At 41.0% G+C, this 25,234-nt stretch carries 25 protein-coding genes; 21 read left to right on the forward strand and 4 right to left on the reverse strand.

Going from position 1 to position 25,234, the window contains the following annotated elements; all coding sequences use genetic code 11:
* The first annotated feature begins 25 nt into the window (after positions 1 to 25).
* The 6 genes from rlmN to dnaG all read left to right on the forward strand — a co-directional run bounded on the left by rlmN (position 26) and on the right by dnaG (position 6,816).
* Positions 26 to 1,069 (forward strand): 23S rRNA (adenine(2503)-C(2))-methyltransferase RlmN, encoded by a 1,044-nt coding sequence (gene rlmN, locus WA338_RS16555; RefSeq protein WP_272985940.1) that lies wholly within the window; start codon positions 26 to 28, stop codon positions 1,067 to 1,069.
* A gap of 68 nt (positions 1,070 to 1,137) precedes the next feature.
* On the forward strand, positions 1,138 to 2,115 hold the full coding sequence (locus tag WA338_RS16560) for a polyprenyl synthetase family protein (RefSeq protein WP_009781513.1): 978 nt from the start codon (positions 1,138 to 1,140) through the stop codon (positions 2,113 to 2,115).
* Positions 2,116 to 2,234: 119 nt separating this feature from the next.
* Positions 2,235 to 2,804 (forward strand): RNA polymerase sigma factor, encoded by a 570-nt coding sequence (locus WA338_RS16565; RefSeq protein WP_009781512.1) that lies wholly within the window; start codon positions 2,235 to 2,237, stop codon positions 2,802 to 2,804.
* Positions 2,785 to 3,549: a hypothetical protein gene (locus tag WA338_RS16570; protein WP_009781511.1), complete on the forward strand. Its 765-nt coding sequence runs from the start codon at positions 2,785 to 2,787 to the stop codon at positions 3,547 to 3,549. Before WA338_RS16565 ends, WA338_RS16570 begins: the two co-directional genes overlap by 20 nt.
* Positions 3,550 to 3,676: 127 nt before the next feature.
* Entirely contained in the window at positions 3,677 to 4,714 is a 1,038-nt protein-coding gene (locus tag WA338_RS16575; protein ID WP_272985941.1) for a hypothetical protein, read from the forward strand.
* A gap of 119 nt (positions 4,715 to 4,833) precedes the next feature.
* Positions 4,834 to 6,816, forward strand: coding sequence for a DNA primase (gene dnaG, locus WA338_RS16580; RefSeq protein WP_272985942.1), 1,983 nt, complete (start codon positions 4,834 to 4,836; stop codon positions 6,814 to 6,816).
* On the opposite strand, the gene WA338_RS16585 is transcribed toward dnaG, so the two are convergent.
* Positions 6,813 to 7,451, reverse strand: a complete 639-nt coding sequence (locus WA338_RS16585) for a response regulator (RefSeq protein WP_009781508.1) — start codon at positions 7,449 to 7,451, stop codon at positions 6,813 to 6,815. The genes dnaG and WA338_RS16585 overlap by 4 nt on opposite strands.
* Positions 7,452 to 7,549: 98 nt before the next feature.
* Complete coding sequence (gene nadE / locus WA338_RS16590; protein ID WP_009781507.1) at positions 7,550 to 8,344, reverse strand: NAD(+) synthase; 795 nt, start codon at positions 8,342 to 8,344, stop codon at positions 7,550 to 7,552.
* A 75-nt stretch (positions 8,345 to 8,419) separates the two neighbouring features.
* Here nadE and gldB point away from each other — a divergent pair, with 75 nt between their 5' ends.
* From gldB to WA338_RS16605, 3 genes are read left to right on the forward strand one after another with little or no spacing between them, the layout of a single operon-like run.
* Positions 8,420 to 9,409, forward strand: coding sequence for a gliding motility lipoprotein GldB (gene gldB / locus WA338_RS16595; protein WP_154648962.1), 990 nt, complete (start codon positions 8,420 to 8,422; stop codon positions 9,407 to 9,409).
* A gap of 7 nt (positions 9,410 to 9,416) precedes the next feature.
* Positions 9,417 to 9,740, forward strand: coding sequence for a gliding motility protein GldC (gene gldC, locus WA338_RS16600; protein ID WP_009781505.1), 324 nt, complete (start codon positions 9,417 to 9,419; stop codon positions 9,738 to 9,740).
* 20 nt (positions 9,741 to 9,760) lie between these two features.
* Entirely contained in the window at positions 9,761 to 10,126 is a 366-nt protein-coding gene (locus tag WA338_RS16605; RefSeq protein ID WP_009781504.1) for a hypothetical protein, read from the forward strand.
* Here WA338_RS16605 and yihA read toward each other — a convergent pair.
* Positions 10,113 to 10,721, reverse strand: coding sequence for a ribosome biogenesis GTP-binding protein YihA/YsxC (yihA, locus tag WA338_RS16610; protein ID WP_009781503.1), 609 nt, complete (start codon positions 10,719 to 10,721; stop codon positions 10,113 to 10,115). The two genes, WA338_RS16605 and yihA, sit on opposite strands and share 14 nt — an antisense overlap.
* 12 nt (positions 10,722 to 10,733) lie before the next feature.
* The gene (locus WA338_RS16615; RefSeq protein ID WP_009781502.1) at positions 10,734 to 11,498 is read right to left on the reverse strand and encodes an alpha/beta fold hydrolase; all 765 of its coding nucleotides are present in this window, start codon (positions 11,496 to 11,498) and stop codon (positions 10,734 to 10,736) included.
* Positions 11,499 to 11,756: 258 nt separating this feature from the next.
* On the opposite strand from WA338_RS16615, the gene mraZ reads away from it, so the two are divergent.
* The 12 genes from mraZ to ftsA are packed head-to-tail and all read left to right on the forward strand — an operon-like array spanning position 11,757 to position 25,234.
* Positions 11,757 to 12,230: a division/cell wall cluster transcriptional repressor MraZ gene (mraZ, locus tag WA338_RS16620; protein WP_040532951.1), complete on the forward strand. Its 474-nt coding sequence runs from the start codon at positions 11,757 to 11,759 to the stop codon at positions 12,228 to 12,230.
* On the forward strand, positions 12,217 to 13,113 hold the full coding sequence (rsmH, locus tag WA338_RS16625; RefSeq protein ID WP_272985943.1) for a 16S rRNA (cytosine(1402)-N(4))-methyltransferase RsmH: 897 nt from the start codon (positions 12,217 to 12,219) through the stop codon (positions 13,111 to 13,113). The genes mraZ and rsmH overlap by 14 nt, the downstream gene beginning before the upstream one ends.
* A 5-nt stretch (positions 13,114 to 13,118) precedes the next feature.
* Positions 13,119 to 13,436, forward strand: coding sequence for an FtsL-like putative cell division protein (locus WA338_RS16630; RefSeq protein ID WP_009781499.1), 318 nt, complete (start codon positions 13,119 to 13,121; stop codon positions 13,434 to 13,436).
* 7 nt (positions 13,437 to 13,443) lie between these two features.
* On the forward strand, positions 13,444 to 15,438 hold the full coding sequence (locus tag WA338_RS16635; RefSeq protein ID WP_273005269.1) for a penicillin-binding protein: 1,995 nt from the start codon (positions 13,444 to 13,446) through the stop codon (positions 15,436 to 15,438).
* Positions 15,435 to 16,898 (forward strand): UDP-N-acetylmuramoyl-L-alanyl-D-glutamate--2,6-diaminopimelate ligase, encoded by a 1,464-nt coding sequence (locus tag WA338_RS16640; protein WP_272985946.1) that lies wholly within the window; start codon positions 15,435 to 15,437, stop codon positions 16,896 to 16,898. The genes WA338_RS16635 and WA338_RS16640 overlap by 4 nt, the downstream gene beginning before the upstream one ends.
* A 30-nt stretch (positions 16,899 to 16,928) precedes the next feature.
* Complete coding sequence (gene mraY, locus WA338_RS16645) at positions 16,929 to 18,161, forward strand: phospho-N-acetylmuramoyl-pentapeptide-transferase (protein ID WP_072983299.1); 1,233 nt, start codon at positions 16,929 to 16,931, stop codon at positions 18,159 to 18,161.
* Entirely contained in the window at positions 18,162 to 19,496 is a 1,335-nt protein-coding gene (murD, locus tag WA338_RS16650) for a UDP-N-acetylmuramoyl-L-alanine--D-glutamate ligase (RefSeq protein ID WP_272985947.1), read from the forward strand.
* A gap of 13 nt (positions 19,497 to 19,509) precedes the next feature.
* A complete protein-coding gene (locus tag WA338_RS16655) occupies positions 19,510 to 20,712 on the forward strand; it encodes an FtsW/RodA/SpoVE family cell cycle protein (RefSeq protein WP_009781494.1) in 1,203 nt (400 codons plus the stop codon).
* Positions 20,713 to 20,726: 14 nt separating this feature from the next.
* Positions 20,727 to 21,821, forward strand: coding sequence for an undecaprenyldiphospho-muramoylpentapeptide beta-N-acetylglucosaminyltransferase (gene murG, locus WA338_RS16660; protein WP_009781493.1), 1,095 nt, complete (start codon positions 20,727 to 20,729; stop codon positions 21,819 to 21,821).
* Entirely contained in the window at positions 21,822 to 23,171 is a 1,350-nt protein-coding gene (murC, locus tag WA338_RS16665; RefSeq protein ID WP_336094217.1) for a UDP-N-acetylmuramate--L-alanine ligase, read from the forward strand.
* Complete coding sequence (locus WA338_RS16670; protein ID WP_336094219.1) at positions 23,168 to 23,884, forward strand: cell division protein FtsQ/DivIB; 717 nt, start codon at positions 23,168 to 23,170, stop codon at positions 23,882 to 23,884. The genes murC and WA338_RS16670 overlap by 4 nt, the downstream gene beginning before the upstream one ends.
* A gap of 3 nt (positions 23,885 to 23,887) precedes the next feature.
* On the forward strand, positions 23,888 to 25,234 hold the full coding sequence (gene ftsA / locus WA338_RS16675) for a cell division protein FtsA (protein WP_272985951.1): 1,347 nt from the start codon (positions 23,888 to 23,890) through the stop codon (positions 25,232 to 25,234).

Consider the following 25,234-nt stretch of genomic DNA (forward strand, 5'->3'; position numbering starts at 1 on the left):
GCGACTTAATTGATAACTTTGCAAGGTGAAAAATACACAGAAAGACATACGAGCACTATCGCGAGAAGAACTGCGTGATTTCTTCGTTTCACAAGGCGAAAAAGCCTTCCGTGGAAATCAGGTGTATGAGTGGCTTTGGGTAAAAGGTGCCCATTCTTTTGATGATATGACCAATATTTCAAAAGAAACTCGTGCTTTTCTCGATGAGCATTTTGTGATCAATCATATCAAAGTTGATCAAATGCAGCGCAGTTCAGACGGTACGATCAAAAATGCGGTAAAACTTCACGACAATCTTACGGTAGAATCGGTTTTGATACCTACGGCGTCGCGCACTACGGCTTGTGTTTCTTCTCAAGTGGGTTGTAGTTTAAATTGTAAGTTTTGTGCAACTGCCCGGTTGAAACGTATGCGCAATCTTAACCCGGACGAAATTTTTGATCAGGTGGTGGCGATCGATCAGCAAAGTAGGTTGTATCACAACAGGCCGTTGTCTAACATTGTTTTTATGGGAATGGGCGAGCCGCTTATGAACTATAAAAACGTGGTAAAGTCTATTGAAAAAATTACAGATCCTGAAGGTTTAGGCATGTCTCCGAAGCGTATTACGGTTTCAACTTCCGGCGTGCCAAAGATCATCAAGAAGATGGCAGATGATGAGGTGAAATTCAATCTTGCGGTTTCACTCCACTCGGCGTTAGATGATGTGCGAACCGATATTATGCCATTCAATGAGCAAATGCCGCTTCAGGAATTGAAAGAAGCTTTACAGTATTGGTATGTGAAGACCAAAAAACGCATCACCTATGAATATGTAGTTTGGCGCGGTATAAACGACCAGGATAAAGATATTGAGGCTTTGATAGATTTCTGTCTGGCAGTTCCTAGTAAAGTCAATTTGATAGAGTACAATCCTATCGATGACGGACAGTTTCAACAGGCAGATCCGTTAGCGATCGATCGCTATGTGGCTAAACTCGAGGATCGCGGAATCACAGTAACCGTACGTCGCTCGCGCGGAAAAGATATCGATGCGGCTTGCGGGCAACTTGCAAACAAAAATGCATAGCGTATAAGCGCTATTTTTGCTAATATTGAATAGGTTTTAAATCAACATAACTGCACTAAAACGAGAACTTGAAAGTAGTCGAACAAATTAAGCAGCCTATTGCTCACGAAATGGAACTTTTTGAGCAGAAGTTCTCGCTTTCGATGAAATCTAAAGTTCCGCTCCTCAACCGAATCACACATTATATCGTAAACCGCAAGGGAAAGCAAATGCGACCGATGTTTGTGTTTCTTGTGGCCAAAATGTTAGGAGACGAGCGCCTTAACGATCGTACCTATCGTGGTGCTTCGGTTATAGAGCTTATACATACCGCAACTTTAGTGCACGATGACGTGGTTGATGACAGCTACCGTCGTCGCGGTTTCTTCAGCTTAAATGCACTATGGAAAAATAAAATTGCCGTCCTCGTGGGTGATTTTTTACTCTCAAAAGGACTTCTACTTTCTATTGATAACGAAGATTTTGATTTACTGCAGATCATTTCGGTAGCCGTTAGAGAGATGAGTGAGGGTGAATTACTTCAAATTGAAAAAGCCCGAGATCTCGATATTACCGAAGAAGTCTATTTTGAGATCATTCGGCAAAAGACAGCAACGCTTATCGCTGCCTGTTGTGCGATGGGTGCCTGCGCCATTCACGCCAGCAAAAAGGATGTGGAGGCGATGCGTAAGTTTGGCGAACTCATAGGTCTTGCCTTTCAGATTAAGGATGACCTTTTTGATTACGGTTCGCAGAAAATCGGAAAGCCTACCGGGATAGATATCAAAGAGCAAAAGATGACGCTTCCGCTTATATATGCAGTGAACAACAGCGACGACAAGCAACGCAAGTGGCTCATCAATTCCGTCAAAAATCACAATAAAGATAAGAAGCGGGTGAATGAGGTGATTGCTTACGTGAAAGAATCTGGCGGACTAGATTACGCAGTGGCAAAAATGAAAGCATTACAGCAAGAGGCATTAAAAATTCTCGATAAATATCCTGAATCTAAGTACAAAGAGGCACTTGTGCTTATGGTGAATTACGTAATTGAGCGAAAAAAATAAATTTTTAAAGTACTGACATTCATTGTTTTAAAAACTTATTTCAAATTATTTTATCTTCCGGGCAACCATTTTAAACTTTTCTGCGTCTTTATTAATGAAGACAGTTTTAAACAGGATTTGTGAAAGTCATTACATTCTTTAACAGCGAGAAACAACTCATAAAGAAAGCCGCGCAGGGCAATCGTGAAGCGCAGCGCAAGCTTTATGATACGCACGCACCTAAAATGCTGGGAGTTTGTCGCCGTTATTTAAATGATGTGATGCAAGCTGAAGAAGCGATGTGTAACGGGTTTTTAAAGGTGTTTAAAAATCTGGATCGCTTTAGAGATGAAGGTAGTTTTGAAGGTTGGGTGCGACGCATTATGGTTAATGAGTCGATCTCTTACTTAAGAAAGGAGCAGAAAATCACGTTTACAGATTATGAGCATCAGGCGGACGATGCAACCTATAATCCTGTGGATAGCGAACTCGATGCTGAAGAAATTCAATTGTTGATAGATCAGCTTCCGGAAGGTTATCGCGCCGTGTTTGTGATGTATGCGGTAGAAGGCTATAAGCATCAGGAGATCGCAAAAATGCTTGATATTTCTGAAAATACTTCTAAATCTCAGCTTTTTAAAGCGCGTAAACTGCTTCAGCAAAAGTTAAACGAACTCAATACCTATCAGTATGGCACCGATAAAGTTTGAAGATAATATTAGAGCGCGCCTGGAGCAACGGGAGATCAAACCTTCTGCTGAAGCTTGGGAGAAGCTAGAGGCTGCGCTTGATCAAGAAGCTAAACCTGCAAAAAGCAGAAAAGGCTACGGTTGGGTTTTGATCGCAGCTAGTTTTATCGGAATTCTAATTCTAGCTGGGCGTTATGTTTTTCAAGATGAGATGGATAAAAACCCTGTAAATCAATTGGTGGAAATTCCGGTTGAAAATAAAGAAGAGCAAAAAACTGAACCTGTAGAAACTCTTCAGCAAAAGCAACAAGAGATCGTACCACAAGAAGAAACAACTGTGGCAGTTCAAGAAGAAAAGCAAGTTGCTGAACCAGAAAAACAATCTTTAGCGCTTCCGGTTCTTAAAAAGTATGAAAATGCAGTAGCTGTAGAGGAATCGCAAGAGCAACCTACTGACGAGAAATTAGATAAAACGACGCAAAGTCAAATAGATGCCGAAGTAAATGATTTGATCAGTAAAGTGCAGGAGCAGCAAAATACTGGAGTTGCCTATTCTGATGCTGAGATTGATAAACTTTTACGAGACGCACAGCGGGATATTATTTCAGAAAAAATGTTTGACCGCGAGCGTAATACGATAAGTGCAGAAGCTTTGCTTTATGAGGTTGAAGAAGAACTGGATCCTTCTTTTAGAGACCGCATTTTTGAAGCGCTTAAAGACGGCTTTATGAAAGCCCGCGAAGCCATTGTTTCTCGCAATAATTAAATAAACTAGCTTGGGGTTACTCTATCCTTTGCCGGTACTAATAAAAATTCATTCATCAATCTAAAGGAAGTTGGTCTTCCCGTCTCGGCGGGACGGGAAGCTGCAACCTTTACTTAAATCAAAAATTATGAGATTCTTACTATTACTTTTAATCACGTTATTAAGTGTTTTGCCGCAAGAAACTTTTGCGCAGCAGACCGAAAAAGAAGAGACGATCGCTACTTTAAACGCTAAAAAAGAAGAAGTGGTACGCGCAGAAAAAGAAGCACTAGAAATCGAAGTGCTTGCCATAAACAAGCGTTTTGAAAATGGAGAATTAACCGAAGAAGAAGCTACTATTTTAAAGAAGGAAGCTGCAAAAAAACACGCTAGAAATATTGAAGATAAACTCGCCATTTTAGAAAGTAAAATAGATTTACTAGAGCGCAACGAGACCGATCTTGATGATGATTCTATCTTTGGGATTTTTATTGGTAGAGATAAATTAACGCTAGGTAAAACCGATGAAAGAGAGGTGGTGTACGACCGCCGTACAACTTCTGATCTCGTGCTGGGAATAGGTTTTAATAATGCGATCATTGATGGCCAATCGCTTAATGACTCGCCTTATAAAATAGGAGGAAGCCGCTTTTTTGAATTGGGAGTCGCCTGGAAAACCCGCGTGTTTACAAATACCAATTTTTTACGCCTGAAGTACGGGTTTAGCTTTCAGTTTAATGGGTTGAAAATGGATAACAATCAATATTTGGTAGACCAAGGTGATCAGACCGTATTAGAAACTTATCCGCTAGATCTGGATAAATCAAAATTTAGAATGGATCATCTGGTATTTCCTGTACATTTTGAAATAGGTCCTTCAACAAAAAAAGTACACGATGATTACTTTAGATATTCTACGCACAATCAGTTTAAGTTAGGATTTGGTGGGTATGCGGGATTCAATTTGCTCACGATTCAGAAATTAAAATATGAAGAAAATGGCGATGATCGCAAGGATAAATTCAAGCAGAATTATAATACAAACAATTTTATTTACGGCTTGAGCGGCTATATCGCTTTTGGAGATACTGCGCTGTATGTGAAGTATGATCTAAACCCAATATTTAAGAATAATCCGGTAGAACAACGCAACTTTTCAGTAGGTCTGCGCTTTGATATGGACTAGGCGTTGGCGGCCCTAGTAAAGTATTTAGAATACCTGTACGATTAAATCTGTACAGGTATTTTTTATTAGTAAATTTGCGACCACCTTTTCATATTGTTAACTGAAGAAATTCTCATTTTTTGATTTCAAAAACTACCATAGATGCCGTATTTGAGACTGCTCGCGTTGAGGAGGTGATTGGTGATTTTGTTCAGCTGAAGAAGTCAGGATCCAATTTTAAAGGTTTGAGTCCGTTCTCAGATGAGCGCACACCCAGTTTTATGGTGTCACCGGTTAAACAAATTTGGAAAGATTTCTCTAGTGGAAAAGGAGGTAATGCGGTTGCTTTCCTGATGGAACACGAGCATTTTACCTATCCCGAAGCGATCAAATATCTCGCAAAAAAGTACAACATTGAGGTTGAAGAAACAGAGCAAACCGATGAGCAAAAGGAGCAGGCCAACGAGCGCGAGAGTATGTATGTGGTTTCAGAGTTTGCAAAAGACTACTTTCATAAAACCCTTATCAATTCTGAACAGGGAAAAGCGATTGGGCTTTCTTATTTTAAAGAACGCGGATTTACCGAAGAAACGATTGAAAAGTTTCAGTTGGGATATTCTCCAGATGTTTGGGACGCTTTTACTTCAGAAGCCATTCGCAAAGGCTACAAGCTGGAATTCTTAGAAAAAACCGGACTTACCATTGTCAAGGAAGAGAAGCAGTTTGACCGCTTTAAAGGCCGGGTGATGTTTCCTATTCATTCATTGAGCGGACGTGTTTTAGGTTTTGGAGGCCGAATTCTTACTAACGAGAAAAAAGCGGCAAAGTATCTAAATAGTCCGGAAAGTGAGATTTACCACAAATCAAAAGTGCTTTATGGTATTTATTATGCCAAGCAAGCGATCGCCAAAGAAGATAATTGCTACTTGGTTGAAGGGTATACCGATGTGATTCAATTGCATCAGTTGGGGGTCGAAAATGTGGTTTCTTCTTCTGGGACTGCTTTGACTCCAGAGCAAATACGTTTGATCAACAGGCTTACGCCAAATATTACCGTGCTTTTTGATGGAGATGCGGCTGGACAGCGTGCTTCGTTACGCGGAATCGATTTGATCCTGGAGCAAGGCATGAACGTGAAGGTGTGTAGTTTTCCTGAAGGAGAAGATCCTGATAGTTTTTCAAAAGCGCATACGCTCACCGAAGTTGAAGATTTTTTAAAGGAAAATGCTAAGGATTTTATTCAGTATAAAGCTTCGTTGTTAGTAAAGGAAGCTCAGGGTGATCCGATCAAGAAGGCAGGTTTGGTGCGTGATATGGTAGAGAGTATTGCTAAAATACCTGATGTCATCAAGCGGGAAATCTATGTGCAAGAATGTGCACGCATTATGGATATCAAGGAGGATGTACTTTTTAATACGCTTGCTCAAATACGCAATAAAGGGAAGAAAGAAGTAGCAAAGCCCGCGGAAAAAAGACCTTCTGGAGGCGAGATGGTACCGCTTAAGAATGAAGAGAAAATCAAGTTTGAGCGGCAGTACGAGTTGGAGCAGAACATTATAAAATTACTCATCACCTTTGCTAAAGAGCCCGTAGAATTTGTAGATCTTGTTTATGATGAAGACGAAGAAGGCAAACTCATTGAGCGCGAAGAAAAGCGCGAGCTAATCATCTACGAGAAAATTTATCTCGATCTACAGGAAGATGAAGTCGAGTTTGCAAATGATGATTTTAAAAAGATCTATCCATTACTTATAGAGCACTTAACGCAGGAAGAGGGTGAGATCAAACTCGATAAGTTGGGCGAATTACTCGAGGCTGCCCAAATGGAAAAAATTTCATCGATCGCTTTTGAGCCTGAAAAACATGAGCTGCACGCCTGGGATCGCCACGAGATTTATGTAAAGACTTTAAAAGACAATGCAGGGTTAGAAACCGTACAAACCTTACTGAATCTAAGACACTTCCTCATTCAGCGTAAAATGGCTGAATTTGGTGAGCAGCTAAAAACCGGAGAATTACCGGAAAATGCTCAAGAGTTTATGGAAGACTTTAAGGACTATAAAACCTTAGAGGTGCTCATCGCAAAAAAACGCAATCTGGTGATTATGCCTTTTATGCGTTAAAGGTCTGAAGTTTGAAGCAAACGTGCTTGCTGTATCAATTCTGCAAGGCTGCCTGCATCAAGTTTCTTAAGAAGTCTGGTCTTGTAGGTGCTTACGGTTTTCTCGTTAATATCTAGTGACTCAGCGATATCTTTATTCCTTTTTCCTGAAGAAAGCATATTCAAAACTTCGGTCTCCCGAGTAGATAATTTCTTATAGCGGTATGCTAATGAGTTGTTTTGCGCCGAATCAGTATTTGAAAGCATTTCAACCAAATTATTGTTGAGGTAAATACCGCCTCGAGCAACTTGTACAACCGCTTTATGCACGGTTTGCGTTTCGGCTATTTTGCCAATATATCCCATCGCTCCTGCTTTAATTGCACTTAATGCATACATGCCTTCAGGATGCGTACTAAACACCATGATTTTAATTCCGGGAAAGAGCTTACGCAATTCTTTGATCGCAGATAATCCTTGAAGGTTAGGCATATCAATTTCCATAATGACAAGGTCAGGAACTTGCTCTTCAAGCGATGGAATTAGATCTTTTCCGTCAGAAACCACATCGATAATTTCGTGTGGCGTGTCTTTAAGAATATGAGTTAATCCATCTACAATTATAGGGTGATGATCTGCAACGGTTATGGTAATCATGTTGGAATTTAAGGTTTATGCCAACTAAATTATAACCATTATTTGTAAATGAAAATGCTTTTCGCTGTAAGAATTAATTTACAGGATGAACGAATGCTTTATTTTAATTCGTTAGGAATTTCACACACAGGAATAGGTTCCATCTTATGTTTGTTGGCATTATTAAAGCCTTTATAGATCGAAAAGACTTTTTGCTCTCTACCTTCAAAATCATCAACGGTTTTACCTTTTTCATCTTGGTACATCGCCCATTCAAGTTCGTCGTAGGTAGCGCCAATTTGATCTTCATCACTGCGATCATCTCCCCAGAGTCCGTCTGTAGGTTTTGCCACCTGAATGCTTTCAGGAACACCAAGTTCTTTGGCTAGCGCATAAACTTCACTTTTCATAAGATCAGCAATCGGGCTTAAATCAACACCGCCATCACCGTATTTCGTATAGAAACCTACTCCAAAATCCTCCACTTTATTGCCGGTGCCGGCAACAAGATAACCGTGTAAACCAGCAAAATAATAAAGCGTACTCATACGTAATCGTGCACGTGTATTTGCCAAGCTAAGCTCTAACCCCGGGTTGGTCTCCGTTTCAGCGGCGGGTAAAGCAGTTTTAAAAGTTTCAAAAGTTTGGGTAAGATCAACACGCACATCAGATACATTTGCAAAGCGTTTTTTGAGTTGTGCGATATGCTCTTGAGCACGCGTCACGTGACTTTCAGGCTGATGAATAGGCATTTCTACACAAAGCACGCGTAATCCTGTTTTTGCACAAAGACTAGAGGTGGTGGCACTGTCAATTCCACCGCTAATGCCTACAACAAAGCCTTGTATGTTTGCGTTTGTAGCGTAGGTTTTTAGCCAATTAACAATATGATCGATTACTTTTTCGGTTTGCATAAGAAACAGGATTTATAGTTTGTAAATACTACCTTTGCGCAGCAATTTATGATGGTGAATTTACTAAAATTTCAAATGTTTAAAAGGGTGTCGCGCTTGTTAAGTGTACGATTTAGCTTTTTTTTAGGGCTTCTTGTGTTTTTGGTCGTGGGATGTGGTGATGACGTAAAAATCCCTGATGAAATTTCGCAGATTCCAATCGAATTGGAGTTGGATCGATTTGATCAAAAATTCGCAAAAACCGATTCTTCAGGATTAAAAGATTTGATGCGTTCTTATCCTTATTTGTTTCCTGAACAATATACCTATGATTTTTGGGTGACCAAAGTGCAAGACACAATTCAGCTGGAGTTGAATAAGGAAGTTACCGCTGCATTTCCTGATTTTAATGAGGAGTTGGTTGCGCTCGACAATCTTTTTAAGCATATAAAATATTACTACCCTAAAACACCTGTACCTAAGGTGGTGACCATAACTTCTGACGTAGCTTATAGAACTCCGGTGATTTTGACAGATAGTTTACTGGTAATAGGCTTAGATAACTACCTGGGCGAGGAGCATCATTTCTATAACGGGATTCAGCGTTTTTACACGCAAAATTTTAGAAAAGAGCAGATCGATGTTGATGTGGCTGATGCTTTTGTGCAAAAGCGTGTACGTAAAATGGGAAACCGACGCTTTTTAGATGAAATGATTTATCACGGGAAGCGACTGTATATGATGCAGCAACTCTTAACGCTGGAAGCTGAAAATGAAATTATAGGCTATACGCCAGAACAACTCGATTGGGCTGAAGCAAATGAGGTAGACATCTGGACCTATTTTATAGAAAATGAGGTGTTGTTTGATACCGATAGTAAGCTCCTCAGCCGCTTTATCAATCCGGCGCCATTCTCAAAGTTTTACTTGGAGTTCGATAATGAGAGTCCGCCGCGATTAGGGCGTTATATCGGCTGGCAAATGGTCAAGGCCTATATGCAACGCAATAACATACCTTTGCAATTATTGCCAGAAAAGAGCAGTGAAGAGATTTTTAAACAAGCAAATTACAAACCCCGCAAATAAACGGTTGATGAAAACAGAAATAAAACTAAGTGTAGAATTAGACGAAAACAGAGTGCCAGAAAAAATCTCTTGGAATGCGCCTGATGGTGGTGTTTCGCACGAGCCGGCAAAGGCGTTAATGCTTTCACTTTGGGATCATAATAAACAAGAAGCTGCGCGTATAGATTTATGGACCAAAGATATGCCTGTAGATGAGATGAAAGTGTTTTTTCATCAAACTTTGGTGAGTATGGCTAATACCTTTAAGCGTGCTACAGATGATGATAAGATGTCTGCTACGATGATGGATTTCTGTGATTATTTTGCTGAAAAGTTAGAGTTGAAAAAGTAATTGAATTTTTCCGGAAGGTGATGCAGCTCTTGTTTGTCTATAATGCACGTTCCGGAAAATTGAATGCGTTTTTTGATAGTGTTCATAAAATTATGAGTCCGTCTACGTATTCCTGTAGGTTGTGCACGCTTACGCACGACGCATTTCAAGAGCGAAGTCTTTGGAAAGATTTTAGAGAAAATAGCGGTATTGAAATGCTTTTTTTTCACCGAGACGAGTTTCTTCAGAAATACGGTGAAGTTTTAGAAGCGAAATTCAGCTATCCGGTGATCTTGAGGAAAACCGAAGAAAGGCTTGAGGTTTTTATGACTAAGGAAGAATTAAATGCGCTTTCTTCTGAAACTGAACTTATAAAGCGAATAAACGCTAGAATTAAGACTCTTTGAGCTGCGCGTTTATAGCATCAATATAATCGAGAATTTCATCTTTGCCGGTGCTGTTTGTAGCGCTACTTATAAAATAATTGGGCATTTCGGCCCAGGCCCCGGCTAGTAATTCCTGTTTGTAATTTTCGATATTGCGTTCTAAGGCTTTTGGTTTCAGTTTATCTGCTTTGGTGAAAATTATAGAAAACGGAATCTGTTTTTCGCCTAAATATTGCATAAACTCCCGGTCAATAGGTTGCGGCTCGTGTCTACAGTCAATAAGCACAAAAGCAGAAACCAGCTGTTCACGCTCCTCAAAATACTGCGTGATGAATTTTTGAAATTCTTTCTTTACCTTTTTAGAAACACGCGCATAACCATATCCCGGTAAATCAACAAGATACCATGTTTGGTTGATCACAAAGTGATTGATGAGCTGTGTTTTTCCCGGGCGTCCTGATGTTTTAGCCAGATTTTTACGATCGGTAAGCATATTGATCAAGCTCGACTTTCCCACATTAGATCGACCTATAAATGCATATTCCGGCATCTTATTTTTAGGGCACTTGGCAACATTAGAATTACTTACGAGAAATTCTGCAGATTTAATATGCATGGGAAAAAGGTTTTAGATGTTTCGGTCTTTAAGCCATCCTGAAAGAATCTCATTAAATTCTTCAGGGCGTTCCATCATAGCTGCATGTCCACATTTATCAATCCAGAAAAGATCAGAATCGGGTAACAGCTTGTTGAAGTCTTCAGCAACTTCTGGAGGAGTGACATTGTCATTGCGGCCCCAGATGATGCATGTAGAGGTTTTCATGTGAGGTAGGTCCTGAGCCATGTTGTGGCGTATGGCACTTTTGGCAATCGCTAAAGTCTTGATAAGCTTGTTGCGATCGTTTACGGTCTCGTATACTTCGTCTACAATCTCTTTGGTAGCAACCGCGGGATCATAAAAGACGTCTTCTGCTTTTTTCTTGATATACTCATAATCCCCGCGCTTTGGATAGCTTTCGCCCATCGCGCTTTCATAAAGACCAGAGCTTCCGGTAATCACTAATGCTTTCATCACATCCGGATATAATTTGGTGTGATAAAGTGCGATATGTCCGCCAAGAGAGTTGCCTAATAAAATCACTTCCTTAAACCCTTTCATAACTATAAAGTCATTAAGGTATTTAGCAAAGGTTTTTACCCCTGTTTTAATAAGAGGCATAGAATATAATGGTAACTCGGGGATTACAATTTTGTATCCGCTTTCAGAAAAATGATCGGTTACTGCGTCAAAATTACTCAGGCCGCCCATCAGTCCGTGAAGAATTACTATAGGAGTTCCTTCACCAACTTCTAAGTAGGTGAATTTTCCCTCGGTTTTTAATTGGTGCTTCATAATTAATTAGGTCGGCAAGCGGCTTTGCCACAAATATAGACATTTAGACCAAATTGAAAATCTAAAAATACAGTTGTCTGCAAAGCTACAGCCAGTCTGCGATAACAAGAGGTTTTGACACAGGCTACTAGCTTAATGTTAAGGTTTTCAGAATAATTAACAAGTGGGAGAATTTATCAACAAAGTGGTAGAATGTGGGAGAATGTGGTATAAAATTCTATATATTTGAATTTATTATACCTAAAACCTACTGTATTCTTGCTCAGCCTTATAGGAACATATGAGTGTAAAGTTGACGCAAAAGGAAGGCTCATGATGCCGTCTGCGTTGAAAAAACAACTTGCAAAAGAGTTGCAGGAGGGCTTTGTGGTGAAGCGATCGGTTTTTAATTCTTGTCTTGAATTGTGGCCGATGTCTGAGTGGGAGGTGATGATGAAAAAATTAAACGGACTCAATCGCTTTGTTAAAAAGAATGTTGATTTCATTAGGAAGTTTACGGCAGGTGTAAAGTTAGTTGAAGCTGATGCTTCCGGGAGGCTTTTGATACCTAAAGATTTGATCGCGTTCGCGTCAATCACTAAAGATATCGTACTGACTTCCGGGGGGAATATCATTGAGATTTGGGATGCTGTAGGTTATGAAGAAGCGGTAAGCAATGAGGATGGAGATTTTGCTGCGTTAGCAGAAGAAGTAATGGGAGATCAAAACGACGTGCCAGATGGATTATCATAACCCAGTTTTATTGAAAGAGACTGTTGATGGTTTGGCGATCAAACCTGAAGGCGTTTACGTAGATGTGACTTTTGGAGGTGGTGGTCATTCCCGGGAGATCTTAAAACGTCTTGGCGATCAGGGTAAACTGTTTGCTTTTGATCAGGATAAGGATGCGCTCGATAATGCGCTTGAGGACCCACGATTTACGTTGATCAATGAGAATTTTCGCTTTGCGAAACGCTTTTTGAGATTTTACGGGGCGGCAAAAGTTGATGGTATTTTAGGAGATTTTGGGGTTTCGTCGCATCAGTTTGATGTTGCAGAACGTGGATTCTCGACACGTTTTGATGCGAAACTTGATATGCGCATGAATCAAGATGATAAGCTTTCTGCATATCACGTGGTGAATGAATATTCTGAAGAAGATCTGGGGCGTGTGCTTTTGCAATATGGAGAATTGAGAAGTGCTCCTAAGTTGGCGAGAACTTTAGTTTCTGTGCGAAAGGATAAAGCTATAGAGACTACCGAAGACTTAAAGCAAGCGCTTCAGTCGTATCTGCCAAAGGGGCGCGAGCATAAATTGTTGGCGCAGATCTATCAGGCGATTCGTATAGAAGTGAATCAAGAGTTAGAGGTGTTGAAGGAGTTTCTTCAGCAAACCGAAGAAATGTTGAAACCGGGCGGGCGCTTGAGCTTGATCTCATATCACTCGCTTGAAGATAGATTGGTAAAGCGTTATATGCGTAATGGTCTTTTTGAGGGAGAGCCTGAGAAAGACATTTTTGGAAATTTCACCGTGCCTTTTAAAAAGGTTGGCGGTTTGATTGTTCCATCTAAAGAAGAGATAAAACAAAACAATAGAGCGCGCAGTGCAAAATTGCGTGTTGCTGAAAAGTTATAACGGAGTTGAAAGAAGGAGTTTATAACATACTCAAAGGAAGATTCCTGTTTAGCGATGATGCGGTCAAAAACTGGCGTATGATCATCTTTTTGTCGGTTTTGGCAATAGTGATGATCGGGAGTTCGCATCGCGCAGATAAAAAAGTGCACCTGATCTCGCAGTTAAATGCTGAAGTGAAAGAGTTGCATAGTGAATTTGTAGATACCCGGCTTGAAGCACGCCGGTTAAAAATGGAAACCGTAGTAACGCGGCAAGTGGCAGAACAAGGTTTGGCGCCTTCGTTAACCCCGCCCAAAAAAATTAAAGTAACAAAAACACCTTAAGTTCAAAATGGCTACCAGCGAAAAGAACATATTGAACCGGATGTATTTAGTGGCAGGAGGTATGTTTCTCTTCGCCCTTTTTGTTGCGTTTAAACTTTGCAACATTCAGTTGGCTGAAGGTGATAAATACAAAGAGCTTGCAGAAGCGCGTACCGAGCGTATGTTTACGATTCCGGCGAATCGCGGTAATCTCTATGCGGGTGACGGTAGCTTGCTGGCTACTTCAGTGCCTAAGTATGATATTCGTTTTGATGCTTTGGCTCCAAAGCAAGCTGATTTTGAAGAAAATATTCAAGGGCTTTCAAAGGGACTTTCAGAGCAATTAGGTAAATCGCAGTCTTATTATATAGATCTACTGCGCAAGGCTCGTGTAAATAAAAACCGCTATTTGTTGCTAGCGCGCAACTTGGGGTATTCAAAATATTTAGCGATCAAAAGTCTTCCGCTATTCAACAAAGGTCCTTATAAAGGTGGGATCATCACCGAGCAGCGTACGGTGCGTGAGCATCCACTGGATAAAATTGCAGAGCGAACCATTGGTTACGATCGCCTTACTGAGTATGGTCGTTACAGTGAAGCAGGTTTGGAAGGTGCATTTGGTCCTTATTTAAGAGGTAAGGAAGGACGACGTCTTAAGCAGCGCATTGCAAAAGGACAATGGAAGCCCATTGGCGATGATAATATTGTAGAGCCTCAAGATGGCTATGATGTGATCTCGACCATCGATGTGAATATTCAGGACATTGCACATCACGCATTGTTAGCTTCGTTAGAAAAGTTTGAAGCAGACCACGGTTGTGTGGTGGTGATGGAAACGAAAACCGGTGAGATCAAAGCGATCTCAAATTTAGGTCGTACCGAAGATGGTGATGGTTATTATGAAGATCGAAATTATGCCGTTTATGAGTCGGCTGAACCGGGTTCTACCTTTAAGTTGATGGCTATGGTCGCAGCGCTTGAAGACCGGGTCATCGATACGAGTGATGTAGTAGATACCGAAAACGGTCGTGTGCGTTTTTACAACAGAACAGTGTACGACTCGCATTGGGGTGGTTACGGTAAAATTTCGGCGGCGCGTGCATTCGAACTTTCATCAAACACGGCTTTTGCAAAAATCATAAATGAAGGGTATAAAGATGATCCTAAGCGTTTTTTAAAACGCCTTTATAATATGGGGCTTAACGACAAGTTAGGGCTCGAGATCAAAGGAGAAGGAAGTCCTAAGTTTCCGTATCCCGGAGATTCTAATTGGTACGGAACTACTTTGCCATGGATGGCTTTTGGTTATGGAGTTTCGCTTACACCATTACAAACCTTGACATTTTATAATGCTATCGCAAATGATGGGGAAATGGTAAAGCCGCGTTTCATTAAAGAGGTGAAAAAGTGGGATGTCTCCATTGAAAAATTTGATAAAGAAGTGATCAATCCGGCGATTTGTTCGCAAGCGACCATAGACAAAGCGCAGGAGATGATGAAAAACGTGGTAGAACGCGGAACAGGAAAAGATATTTATTCCAAAAACTTTTCAATGGCCGGTAAAACAGGAACCTGTCAGACCGAATATTGGAAGGAAGAGGGTAAGTATATCGCTTCTTTTGCGGGGTATTTTCCGGCAGACAATCCGGAGTATTCGTGCATTGTCGTGATTCATAAACCGAATAAAAAGATTGGTTATTACGGAGGTGTTGTGGCGGCTCCAGTCTTTAGAAAAATCGCACAAAAGATATATAGTGACACGCCTATAATTGATGAGGTTAAACTTGCCGAAGCCAATACTGCTTCGGTTGAGAAGGACTTTGAGAATTATTTTGAAAAGGCACAGAAGGCCTCAGCGACCATTCCTAATGTAAGAGGAATGAGCGGGATGGATGCGGTTTCCTTATTAGAGAATTTAGGCTTGAAAGTAGAATTTTCAGGAAGCGGAAAAGTTAAAAGTCAGTCGCTTAAAGCGGGACAAAAACTGAGTAAAAATCAAAAAATCATTTTGCAACTGTCGTGATTCTTTTAAAAGACATATTGTATAAAGTGACGTTAGAGTCTGTTACCGGCAATCCCAATGTGCCGGTAAACGCGATTCACTTTGATTCGCGTAAAGTAGGACTTAATGATGTTTTTGTCGCGATAAGCGGTACGCAAAGTGACGGCCATAATTTTATAAAAAAGGCTGAAGAGCAAGGGGCGATCGCGATCATTTGTGAGCAAATGCCTGAGAATTTTGTAAACGGGATCACCTACGTACAAACTTCAGATACGGCACAGGCGCTGGCGATGATGGCTTCTAATTATTATGAGAATCCTTCAGAGAATCTAAAATTGGTGGGTATTACCGGTACCAACGGTAAAACAACCATTGCAACCTTATTGCATCAGTTGTTTACTAAAGCTGGTTTTAAAGCCGGATTGCTTTCTACGGTTAAAGTTTTGGTGGGAGATGAAGAATTTCCGGCGACACATACCACGCCAGATTCACTTACGATCAATAAATACCTGGCGATGATGAATGAAGCCGGTGTTGAATATTGCTTTATGGAAGTAAGCTCGCACGGGATTCATCAAAAACGTACCGAAGGCTTACACTTTGAAGGTGGAATTTTTACTAATCTAAGCCACGATCACTTGGATTATCACAAAACCTTTGCAGAGTACCGCGATGTGAAGAAATCTTTCTTTGATAACCTGCCGAAGACGGCATTTGCATTATCAAATATTGATGATAAAAACGGCCAGGTAATGTTGCAAAATACACGGGCTAAAAAAGTGACCTATGCGTTAAAGTCTTTTGCCGATTATCGCGCGCAGATCTTAGAAAATCAATTCACCGGCTTGTTGCTTAAAGTGAACGATCAGGAAGTTTGGGTGAAGTTGATAGGTTCTTTTAACGCCTACAATGTTTTGGCGATTTATGCTGCTGCAGAATTGCTAGGCTTGAGTCAGCTTGAAGCGCTTCAGTATTTGTCAGAATTAACGAGTGTAAGCGGCAGATTTCAGTATATGATTTCGGCTAAAAAGATCACGGCGATTGTGGATTATGCACATACTCCTGATGCACTTAAAAATGTACTGGAAACCATAAATGACATCCGTACTAAAAACGAAGAATTGATCACGGTGGTAGGATGTGGTGGTGATCGGGATCGAACCAAAAGACCAAAAATGGGGAAAATCGCTGCGGCGCTAAGTACCAAAGTGGTTTTTACGAGTGACAATCCGCGTAGCGAAGACCCGGATACGATTATTGAAGAGATAGAAGCGGGTGTGGAGCCTGTAGATTATAAAAAGACTGTAGCAATTACTTCTCGTAAGCAAGCGATCAAAGCAGCCTGCCAAATGGCAGAAGAAAATGACATCATTTTAATCGCAGGAAAAGGACACGAAACCTACCAAGAGGTAAAGGGAGAGCGTACCGATTTTGATGATTTTAAAATTGTAAAAGAACTATTAACCGAGCTGAATAAATAAGCAAAAGCCAAAGGCGAAAAAGAATTTTAAATGCTGTATTACCTTTTTGAATATTTAGAGCGTGCATACAACTTCCCCGGGGCAAGTTTATTTGGCTTTATCACGTTTCGCGCGGCAATAGCGATCATCATGTCGCTGGCGATTTCTACCATTTGGGGAAAGCGCATCATCTTGTATTTACAGAAAAAACAATTGGGCGAATCTATACGTGACTTAGGGTTAGAAGGTCAGGTAGAGAAAGCAGGAACCCCAACAATGGGTGGATTAATCATCATTTTGGCCACATTGATTCCGGTGTTTTTGTTAGCTAAGCTCGAAAATATTTATGTCATCCTTCTTATTGTGACCACGTTGTGGATGGGTGCCATAGGTTTTATGGATGATTTCTTGAAAATCAGAAAGAAGAACAAAGAAGGACTTCAGGGCAAGTTTAAGATATTTGGTCAGGTTGGTTTAGGAATTATTGTGGGTGCAACCATTTTCTTCCATCCGGGTGTGACTGTAAAAGACGAGATCGCAAATAAACCGGCGCAACAAGAAGAATTGGTTGACAGTTCTACGACCGAATTTTCTTCGGAAGAAAAAGCTTTGACGACCACCATTCCTTTTGTGAAAAATAATGAGATCGATTATAGCATTCTAGTGAGTTGGTTGGGCGAGGACTATGTAAAATATGCTTGGTTATTATTTATTCCTATTGTCATATTTATTGTTACTGCAGTGTCTAATGGGGCCAACCTTACGGACGGAATTGACGGCTTGGCTGCCGGCTCTTCAGCGATCATCGTGCTCACTTTGGGGATTTTTGCGTGGGTGTCTGGTAACATCATCTTTAGTGATTATCTCGATGTGATGTATATCCCGCGTTCGGGAGAGATGGTAATTTTTATTACTGCATTTGTGGGAGCTCTAGTAGGGTTTTTATGGTACAACACGTATCCCGCCCAAATTTTTATGGGAGATACGGGGAGTTTAACCATAGGCGGAATCATCGCCGTGATCGCCATCGCTATTCGTAAAGAATTACTCATTCCATTACTATGCGGGATTTTCTTTATGGAAACCCTTTCGGTAATGCTGCAAGTAAGTTGGTTTAAATACACCAAGAAAAAAACAGGTGAAGGCCGTCGCATTTTTTTAATGTCGCCGTTGCATCACCATTACCAGAAAAAGGGCCTTCACGAGAGTAAGATCGTGACGCGCTTTTGGATTATAGGCATTTTACTCGCGATCATCACCATTGTCACTTTAAAAGTTAGATAGATGAAGCGGCTAGTGATCTTGGGTGGTGGTGAAAGCGGAATTGGCACAGCCATTTTGGGTAAAAAAGAAGGTTTTGAAGTTTTTGTCTCAGACTTTGGGAAGATTAAACCAAAATACCTTGACGTTCTTAAAAACAATGAAATTGAATGGGAAGACGGTGGTCACACCGAAGCAAAAATTCTCAATGCAGACCTCGTGATGAAGAGTCCGGGAATTCCTGATAAAGCACCACTCATTAAAAAGTTGGTTGAAGCAGGTATTTCTGTGATCTCAGAAATTGAGTTTGCAGCACGCTATACTAAGGCAACTTTGGTGGGGATTACCGGTAGTAACGGTAAAACCACCACCACTATGCTTATGGCGCACCTGCTTAAGCAAGCCGGATTGAAAAGTGTGGCTGCGGGAAATATTGGTGACAGTTTTGCAAAATGGGTGGCGCTTGATGATCAGGATTTTTATGCTTTAGAAATTAGCAGTTTCCAGCTGGATGGTATTGAAGATTTTGCGCCTCATATCGCGATTTTGACCAGCATCACACCAGACCATTTGGATCGCTACGAGTATAAGTTTGAAAATTATATCAAGTCTAAATTCCGCATAGCGGAAAACCAGACCGAAAAGGATTACTTGATTTATGATGCAGACGATCCTGTGATTACAGACTGGTTAGCAAAACATCCCGTGCGATCACAGTGTGTACCTTTTTCAATTTCAAAACAACTAAAAAAAGGAGCGTATTACGCTCAAGAAGAAATAAACATTTTAATTGACGATACAACAATGACTATGTCAACAAAAAACTTAACTATTAAAGGGGCGCATAACACTAAGAATGCGATGGCTGCGGCAACTGCTGCACGTTTATTAAGCATTCGTAAAGCGACCATTAGAGAATCTTTAGAGGGTTTTCAAGGGGTTGAACATCGCTTAGAGCAGGTGCTTAAGATCAATCACGTGTCTTACATCAATGATTCAAAAGCGACCAATGTGAACGCTACATTTTATGCCTTAGATAGTATGAGTGCTCCAACGGTTTGGATTGTTGGCGGTGTAGATAAAGGAAATGACTATACTGATTTGTTTCCTTTGGTGAATGAAAAAGTAAAAGGAATCATCTGCCTAGGTGTTGATAATGCAAAGCTTTTGAATACGTTTTCAGGAATGGTAGAAACCATTATTGAAACCCAATCTATTACCGAAGCGGTAAAGATCGCTTATAAATTGAGCGATAAAGGCGATAATGTGTTGTTGTCTCCTGCGTGTGCAAGTTTCGATTTGTTTGAGAATTATGAAGATCGCGGGCGTCAATTTAAAGAAGCAGTACGAAATCTATAAATAAGATTGAGAGTTGAGTAAAACCAAAAACATATTTTCAACCTTAAAAGGAGATCGGGCGATCTGGGCAATCACTGCCTTTTTAGCGCTGTTTTCTTTTTTGCCGGTGTTTAGTGCGAGCAGCAACCTTGCCTATTTATACGGTAATGGGGAAACCTTGCCGTTTTTGGTGCGGCATTTTATGCATTTGGTTCTAGGTTTTGCGATCATTTATGGGGTGCACAAAGTACCTGCGCATTATTTTAAAGGCTTGTCGATCATTGGAGTTCCAATAGTGATCATTCTTTTGTTGATCACGATGGCACAAGGAACCACCATAGATGGTGCCAACGCCAGTAGATGGATTAAAGTGCCTTTTGTTGGGATCACGTTTCAAACCTCGACTTTGGCTTCGGTGGTGTTGATGATCTATATCGCGCGCTACCTTTCAAAAATTAAAGATCAGCAAATCACTTTTAAAGAAAGCATTTTGCCGCTTTGGGTACCAGTGGCTTTGATCTTAGGATTGATTCTTCCGGCCAACTTTTCAACTACAGCGATCATTTTTGCGATGGTGCTCACCTTGGTTTTTATGGGAGGCTATCCCTTTAAATATTTAGCGATAATCGTTGCGACCGGTTTGCTGGCCCTTACGATGTTTATTTTGGCAGCCAAGGCTTTTCCGGGAGTGTTTCCTAACCGTGTGGATACCTGGATGAGTCGTATAGACAGCTTTGCAGATGATGAAGATAGTGAAGGGGATTATCAGATAGAGAAAGCAAAAATTGCGATTGCGACCGGCGGTCTAACCGGTTTAGGGCCGGGGAAAAGTGTTCAGAAAAACTTTTTGCCCCAATCCTCATCAGATTTTATTTATGCGATCATCGTAGAAGAATTTGGTTTGGTAGGTGGTTTAATGTTGTTGCTAATGTATTTGCTCTTGCTGTTTAGAATTTTAGTAGTAGCGCATAAAGCCGATACAGTTTTTGGAAAACTCGCTGTAATGGGAGTAGGCTTGCCTATTGTGTTTCAGGCATTGATTAATATGGCGGTTGCGGTAGAATTATTTCCGGTGACCGGGCAAACCTTGCCACTTGTAAGTAGTGGTGGGACCTCGATCTGGATGACCTGCTTGGCGATAGGGATTATTTTAAGCGTAAGTGCAAAGCGCGAAGAAGTGCGTGTGAAGGAAGAAGAGGAAATGAATCCGCTTGATGTATTAAGCGAAGCGATGTAAACGAAGATAAAGATTTGAAGAACTATAAATTTATACTATCAGGAGGCGGAACCGGGGGGCATATTTATCCGGCGATTGCGATTGCTGATGCTTTGAAAGCAAAGTATCCGCAAGCGGAATTCCTTTTTGTGGGGTCTCAAGATCGTATGGAAATGGAAAAAGTGCCTAAAGCAGGTTACGAGATCAAAGGACTTTGGATAGCCGGAATTCAACGAAAGTTGACCTGGTCAAATTTGATGTTTCCATTTAAACTGATCAGTAGTTTATTCAAGTCGGCAGGAATTATCAGAAGATTCAAACCCGATGCAGTAATTGGTACCGGTGGTTTTGCAAGTGGTCCTTTGCTTGAGATGGCAACACGATACAACGTACCGGCATTGATTCAAGAGCAAAATAGTTTTGCGGGAATTACCAATAAGCTTTTGGCAAAAAAAGTACAGAAGATCTGTGTCGCCTACGATGGGATGCAGCAGTTTTTTCCGCAGGAAAAAATTGTAAAAACAGGAAATCCGGTGCGACAGGATTTGTTGGCTATTGAAACGATGCGCGAACAGGGCATAGAAAAATTCGGTCTAAAAAAGGATAAAAAAACCTTGTTGATTTTAGGCGGAAGTCTTGGTGCTAGAGCGATTAATAAATTGATCGATAGCGAGCTGCAGTTTATTCTTGATCAAGAGGTGCAAATCATCTGGCAAAGTGGGCAGTTGTACTATGAAGAATATAAAAAGCATAATGTCGTTGAGGATGTGCAGGTGTTGCCATACATTGACACGATGAATCTGGCTTATGCAGCTGCTGATATCATTATAAGCAGAGCAGGTGCGGGATCGGTATCAGAGTTGGCGTTGGTAGGAAAACCGGTAATTTTTATACCGTCTCCCAATGTGGCTGAAGATCATCAGACCAAAAATGCAGAGGCGATTGTGTCTAAGGATGCAGCGATCCTGCTCAAAGAAAAAGATGTAAAAGCAGATTTTGAACCTGTTTTTAAAGCGCTTGTGCACGATGAAGCTAAGCAACAGCTTTTGGGTGAAAACATTAAAAAGATCGCATTGCCACAGGCAACGCAACATATTGTAAACGAAGTAGAAAAATTATTAAAGCAGTAGGTGAAAACGCTTGATCACATATCGCATATTTATTTCATCGGCATAGGCGGAATTGGGATGAGCGCGCTCGCGCGATATTTTCAAGCTGCCGGGAAGAAAGTGGCGGGCTATGATAAAACACCTTCGCAGATCACAAAATCGCTTGAAGAGCTTGGAATCGTCATAAGTTATCAAGATGCTGCTGAAGCGATTCCTACGGAATTTAAAACCTCAGAAAAAACGCTGGTGGTATATACGCCTGCGGTTCCTAAAGCACATAAAGCCTATCAGTTTTATTTGGCTGAAGGATTTCAAATTAAAAAGCGCGCTGAAGTTTTAGGCTGGTTGACTCAGGAGAAATTCTGCTTAGCAGTCGCAGGAACTCATGGCAAAACCACAACCAGTGCGATGCTTGGTCATTTGATGGCATTTTGTAAGCTGCCGGTTACCGCTTTTTTAGGCGGAATTGCAGAAAATTATCAAAGTAATTTGATTCAGCACGGTGAGGAAATCGTGGTGGTAGAAGCAGATGAGTTTGATCGCTCGTTTATGCAACTGTACCCTAATATCGCAGCAATCACTTCGATGGATGCAGATCATTTGGATATTTACGGCGATGCCGAAGCCTTGCACAAAAGCTTCAGAGATTTTGCAGCTCAAGTCAAAGAAGATGGTGTGCTGTTTGTAAAAAACGGACTACCACTAGACGGAATTACCGTAGGTATAGAAGACGATTCCGTCTATGCGGCTTTAAATATAAAAATAGAAAACGGGGCCTATCATTTTGATTTAAAACATCCCGATGGGCTTATTGAAGATTTAGTGCTTAACCTGCCTGGTAGACATAATTTGTCTAATGCGACAACCGCTTTGGCGATGGCTTTACATTACGGCTGCCCTGCCGATAAGCTCGCCAAAGCTCTGTTTGCATTCAAAGGTGTTAATCGCAGGTTTACGTATCGTATTAAAAAGGCAAATGAGGTGCTTATTGATGATTATGCGCATCACCCTGCCGAAATAAATGCAGTGCATAGCGCTGTACGAGAGATGTACCCAAACAAGCGGGTTTTGGCAGTTTTTCAGCCGCATTTATTCAGTCGTACGCGTGATTTTATGGAAGATTTTGCAGCAAGTTTAGCACAGTTTGATGAGTTGCTGCTTTTAGATATCTATCCGGCTCGGGAAGAACCTATAGAAGGGATTACTTCTGAAAAGTTACTGGAGTTAATTCCGCTTACGCGAAAAGAAGTGATTTTAAAAGCACAACTGGAAGAGAAGTTGCAGGCGTCAAAAGCGACTGTAAAAGTGATGATGGGAGCTGGAGATATAGGTGAGGAAATTTTAAAACTGACTAAAACATTAGCGGTATGAAAATCAATTGGTTTTACATAAGGATGTTGGTTTTGGTCGCGGTTACCTTGGGTTTGGTTGCCTTTACGCACAAACGCAATGCAAACCGAAAAGTAAAAGAAGTTAAAGTAAATTTTGAAGCAGGTGCAAACCTCTTTGTTACAGCCGAATCGGTTGATAAATTGTTGATACAAAACGGGAAACCTATTGAGGGACAGTACAAAGAAATTTTAGATTTGAAAGACCTCGAAGATAAACTCGATGCGCATGCTATGATCGCCGATGCAGATGTTTATATGACATTAGATGGTGTGGTGGGAGCGACTGTAAAGCAGAGAAAACCATTAGCTCGAGTTCAGACAAAGACCCCATTTTATATTGATGAAGAAGGTAAAACCATGCCTTTGTCAACTAATTATTCTGCCCGTGTGCCTTTGGTGACCGGTGTTTCAAAAGAGCAGGTGAATGAGATTTATCCGCTTTTAAACTATTTACAGGAAGATAATGTACTGGCAACTCAGGTTGTGGGTATTTCTAGAGATAAAACCGGCGATTATAGCCTAACACTTCGCGTGTTGAATTATAAAGTTATCGTAGGCAAGATAGAGCAGTTGTCGAGTAAGTTTTCAAATTACAAGGCATTCTATCAAAAGGCGATTAAAGACAATAGTCTTGAAGTTTATAAAAGTATTGATTTGCGTTTTAAAGGGCAGGTCGTAGGGACAAAAAAGTAAGTTATGGAGCATAAGGACATAGCAGTAGGACTGGATATAGGTACCACTAAGATTGTGGCGATGATAGGCAGGTACAACGAGTATCAGAAGCTTGAGATCTTGGGTATTGGTAAATCCAAGAGTTTGGGTGTGCATCGTGGGGTAGTGAATAATATTACTCAGACGATTCAATCTATCCAACAAGCTGTGCAGGAAGCTGAGAGTGTTTCTGGGATGAAAATTGAAGATGTGGTTGTAGGTATCGCAGGTCAACACATACGCAGCTTGCAACATAGCGATTACATCACTCGGGCAGATGCAGATCAAGTTATTGGTCCTAAGGATATCGATATGCTTTGTAACCAGGTGCATAAACTGGTGATGCTTCCGGGAGAAGAGATTATTCACGTGCTTCCGCAGGAATATAAAGTGGATGGTCAAGCTGAAATCACACAACCTATCGGGATGTATGGTGGGAGGTTAGAGGCCAATTTCCACGTGGTTGTAGGTCAGGTGAGCAGCATACGCAACATTGGTCGTTGTGTAAAAAGTGCGGGGCTTAACCTTGATAAAATTACACTAGAGCCGTTAGCGTCAGCAAATGCAGTGTTGAGTCAGGAAGAAAAAGAAGCGGGAGTCGCACTTATTGATATAGGAGGTGGTACCACAGATCTTGCCATTTTTAAGGATGGAATCATTCGGCATACAGCGGTAATTCCTTTTGGTGGTAATGTGATTACTGAAGATATTAAAGAGGGTTGCAGCATTATAGAAAAGCAGGCAGAGCTTCTTAAAATAAAATTTGGTTCAGCGTGGCCGGGTGAAAATAAAGATAACGAGATCGTTTCTATCCCTGGATTACGTGGTAGAGAGCCTAAAGAAATTACGCTTAAAAACCTCTCTAAGATCATTCACGCACGCGTGGTAGAGATCGTTGAGCAAGTGTATCTCGAGATTAAGAATTATGGTCACGAGGAACAAAAGAAAAAACTTATTGCAGGGATTGTACTTACCGGTGGGGGTTCACAACTGAAGCATTTAAAGCAACTGGTAGAGTACATCACCGGGATGGATACGCGTATTGGCTATCCTAACGAACACTTGGCAGGCGATAGCGATTCTGAAACTACGAGTCCGTTGTACGCGACGGCAGTTGGTTTGGTAATGAATAGCTTAGAGCATCAGCATAATAGCGATGATGACGAGCCTCAGGATACGGCAGTTGTAGAAGAAGAGCCTGTGATCGAGCCCCTTTTGGAAGATGAAACTAACGAGGAAGAAGAAAAACCTCAAGAGCCTAAGAAACAGCGTAAAAGCATTTTTGATACTTGGGCAGAGAAGTTTAAAGACTTCTTAGATAACGCAGAATAG

This window comes from Leeuwenhoekiella sp. CH_XMU1409-2 (assembly GCF_037029365.1).
In the GTDB taxonomy this organism is placed as follows: Bacteria; Bacteroidota; Bacteroidia; order Flavobacteriales; family Flavobacteriaceae; genus Leeuwenhoekiella; species Leeuwenhoekiella blandensis.

What these genes read in the sequence shown, in the direction of transcription:
- WA338_RS16605 (WP_009781504.1), top strand. Translation starts at nt 9,761, where the DNA reads ATGCAGCTCTTGTTTGTCTATAATGCACGTTCCGGAAAATTGAATGCG.
- WA338_RS16615 (WP_009781502.1), bottom strand. Translation starts at nt 11,498, where the DNA reads ATGAAGCACCAATTAAAAACCGAGGGAAAATTCACCTACTTAGAAGTT.
- mraY (WP_072983299.1), top strand. Translation starts at nt 16,929, where the DNA reads ATGCTGTATTACCTTTTTGAATATTTAGAGCGTGCATACAACTTCCCC.
- yihA (WP_009781503.1), bottom strand. Translation starts at nt 10,721, where the DNA reads ATGCATATTAAATCTGCAGAATTTCTCGTAAGTAATTCTAATGTTGCC.
- gldC (WP_009781505.1), top strand. Translation starts at nt 9,417, where the DNA reads ATGAAAACAGAAATAAAACTAAGTGTAGAATTAGACGAAAACAGAGTG.
- ftsA (WP_272985951.1), top strand. Translation starts at nt 23,888, where the DNA reads ATGGAGCATAAGGACATAGCAGTAGGACTGGATATAGGTACCACTAAG.
- WA338_RS16670 (WP_336094219.1), top strand. Translation starts at nt 23,168, where the DNA reads ATGAAAATCAATTGGTTTTACATAAGGATGTTGGTTTTGGTCGCGGTT.
- rsmH (WP_272985943.1), top strand. Translation starts at nt 12,217, where the DNA reads ATGGATTATCATAACCCAGTTTTATTGAAAGAGACTGTTGATGGTTTG.
- nadE (WP_009781507.1), bottom strand. Translation starts at nt 8,344, where the DNA reads ATGCAAACCGAAAAAGTAATCGATCATATTGTTAATTGGCTAAAAACC.
- WA338_RS16585 (WP_009781508.1), bottom strand. Translation starts at nt 7,451, where the DNA reads ATGATTACCATAACCGTTGCAGATCATCACCCTATAATTGTAGATGGA.
- WA338_RS16575 (WP_272985941.1), top strand. Translation starts at nt 3,677, where the DNA reads ATGAGATTCTTACTATTACTTTTAATCACGTTATTAAGTGTTTTGCCG.
- WA338_RS16635 (WP_273005269.1), top strand. Translation starts at nt 13,444, where the DNA reads ATGGCTACCAGCGAAAAGAACATATTGAACCGGATGTATTTAGTGGCA.
- gldB (WP_154648962.1), top strand. Translation starts at nt 8,420, where the DNA reads ATGTTTAAAAGGGTGTCGCGCTTGTTAAGTGTACGATTTAGCTTTTTT.
- WA338_RS16570 (WP_009781511.1), top strand. Translation starts at nt 2,785, where the DNA reads ATGGCACCGATAAAGTTTGAAGATAATATTAGAGCGCGCCTGGAGCAA.
- murD (WP_272985947.1), top strand. Translation starts at nt 18,162, where the DNA reads ATGAAGCGGCTAGTGATCTTGGGTGGTGGTGAAAGCGGAATTGGCACA.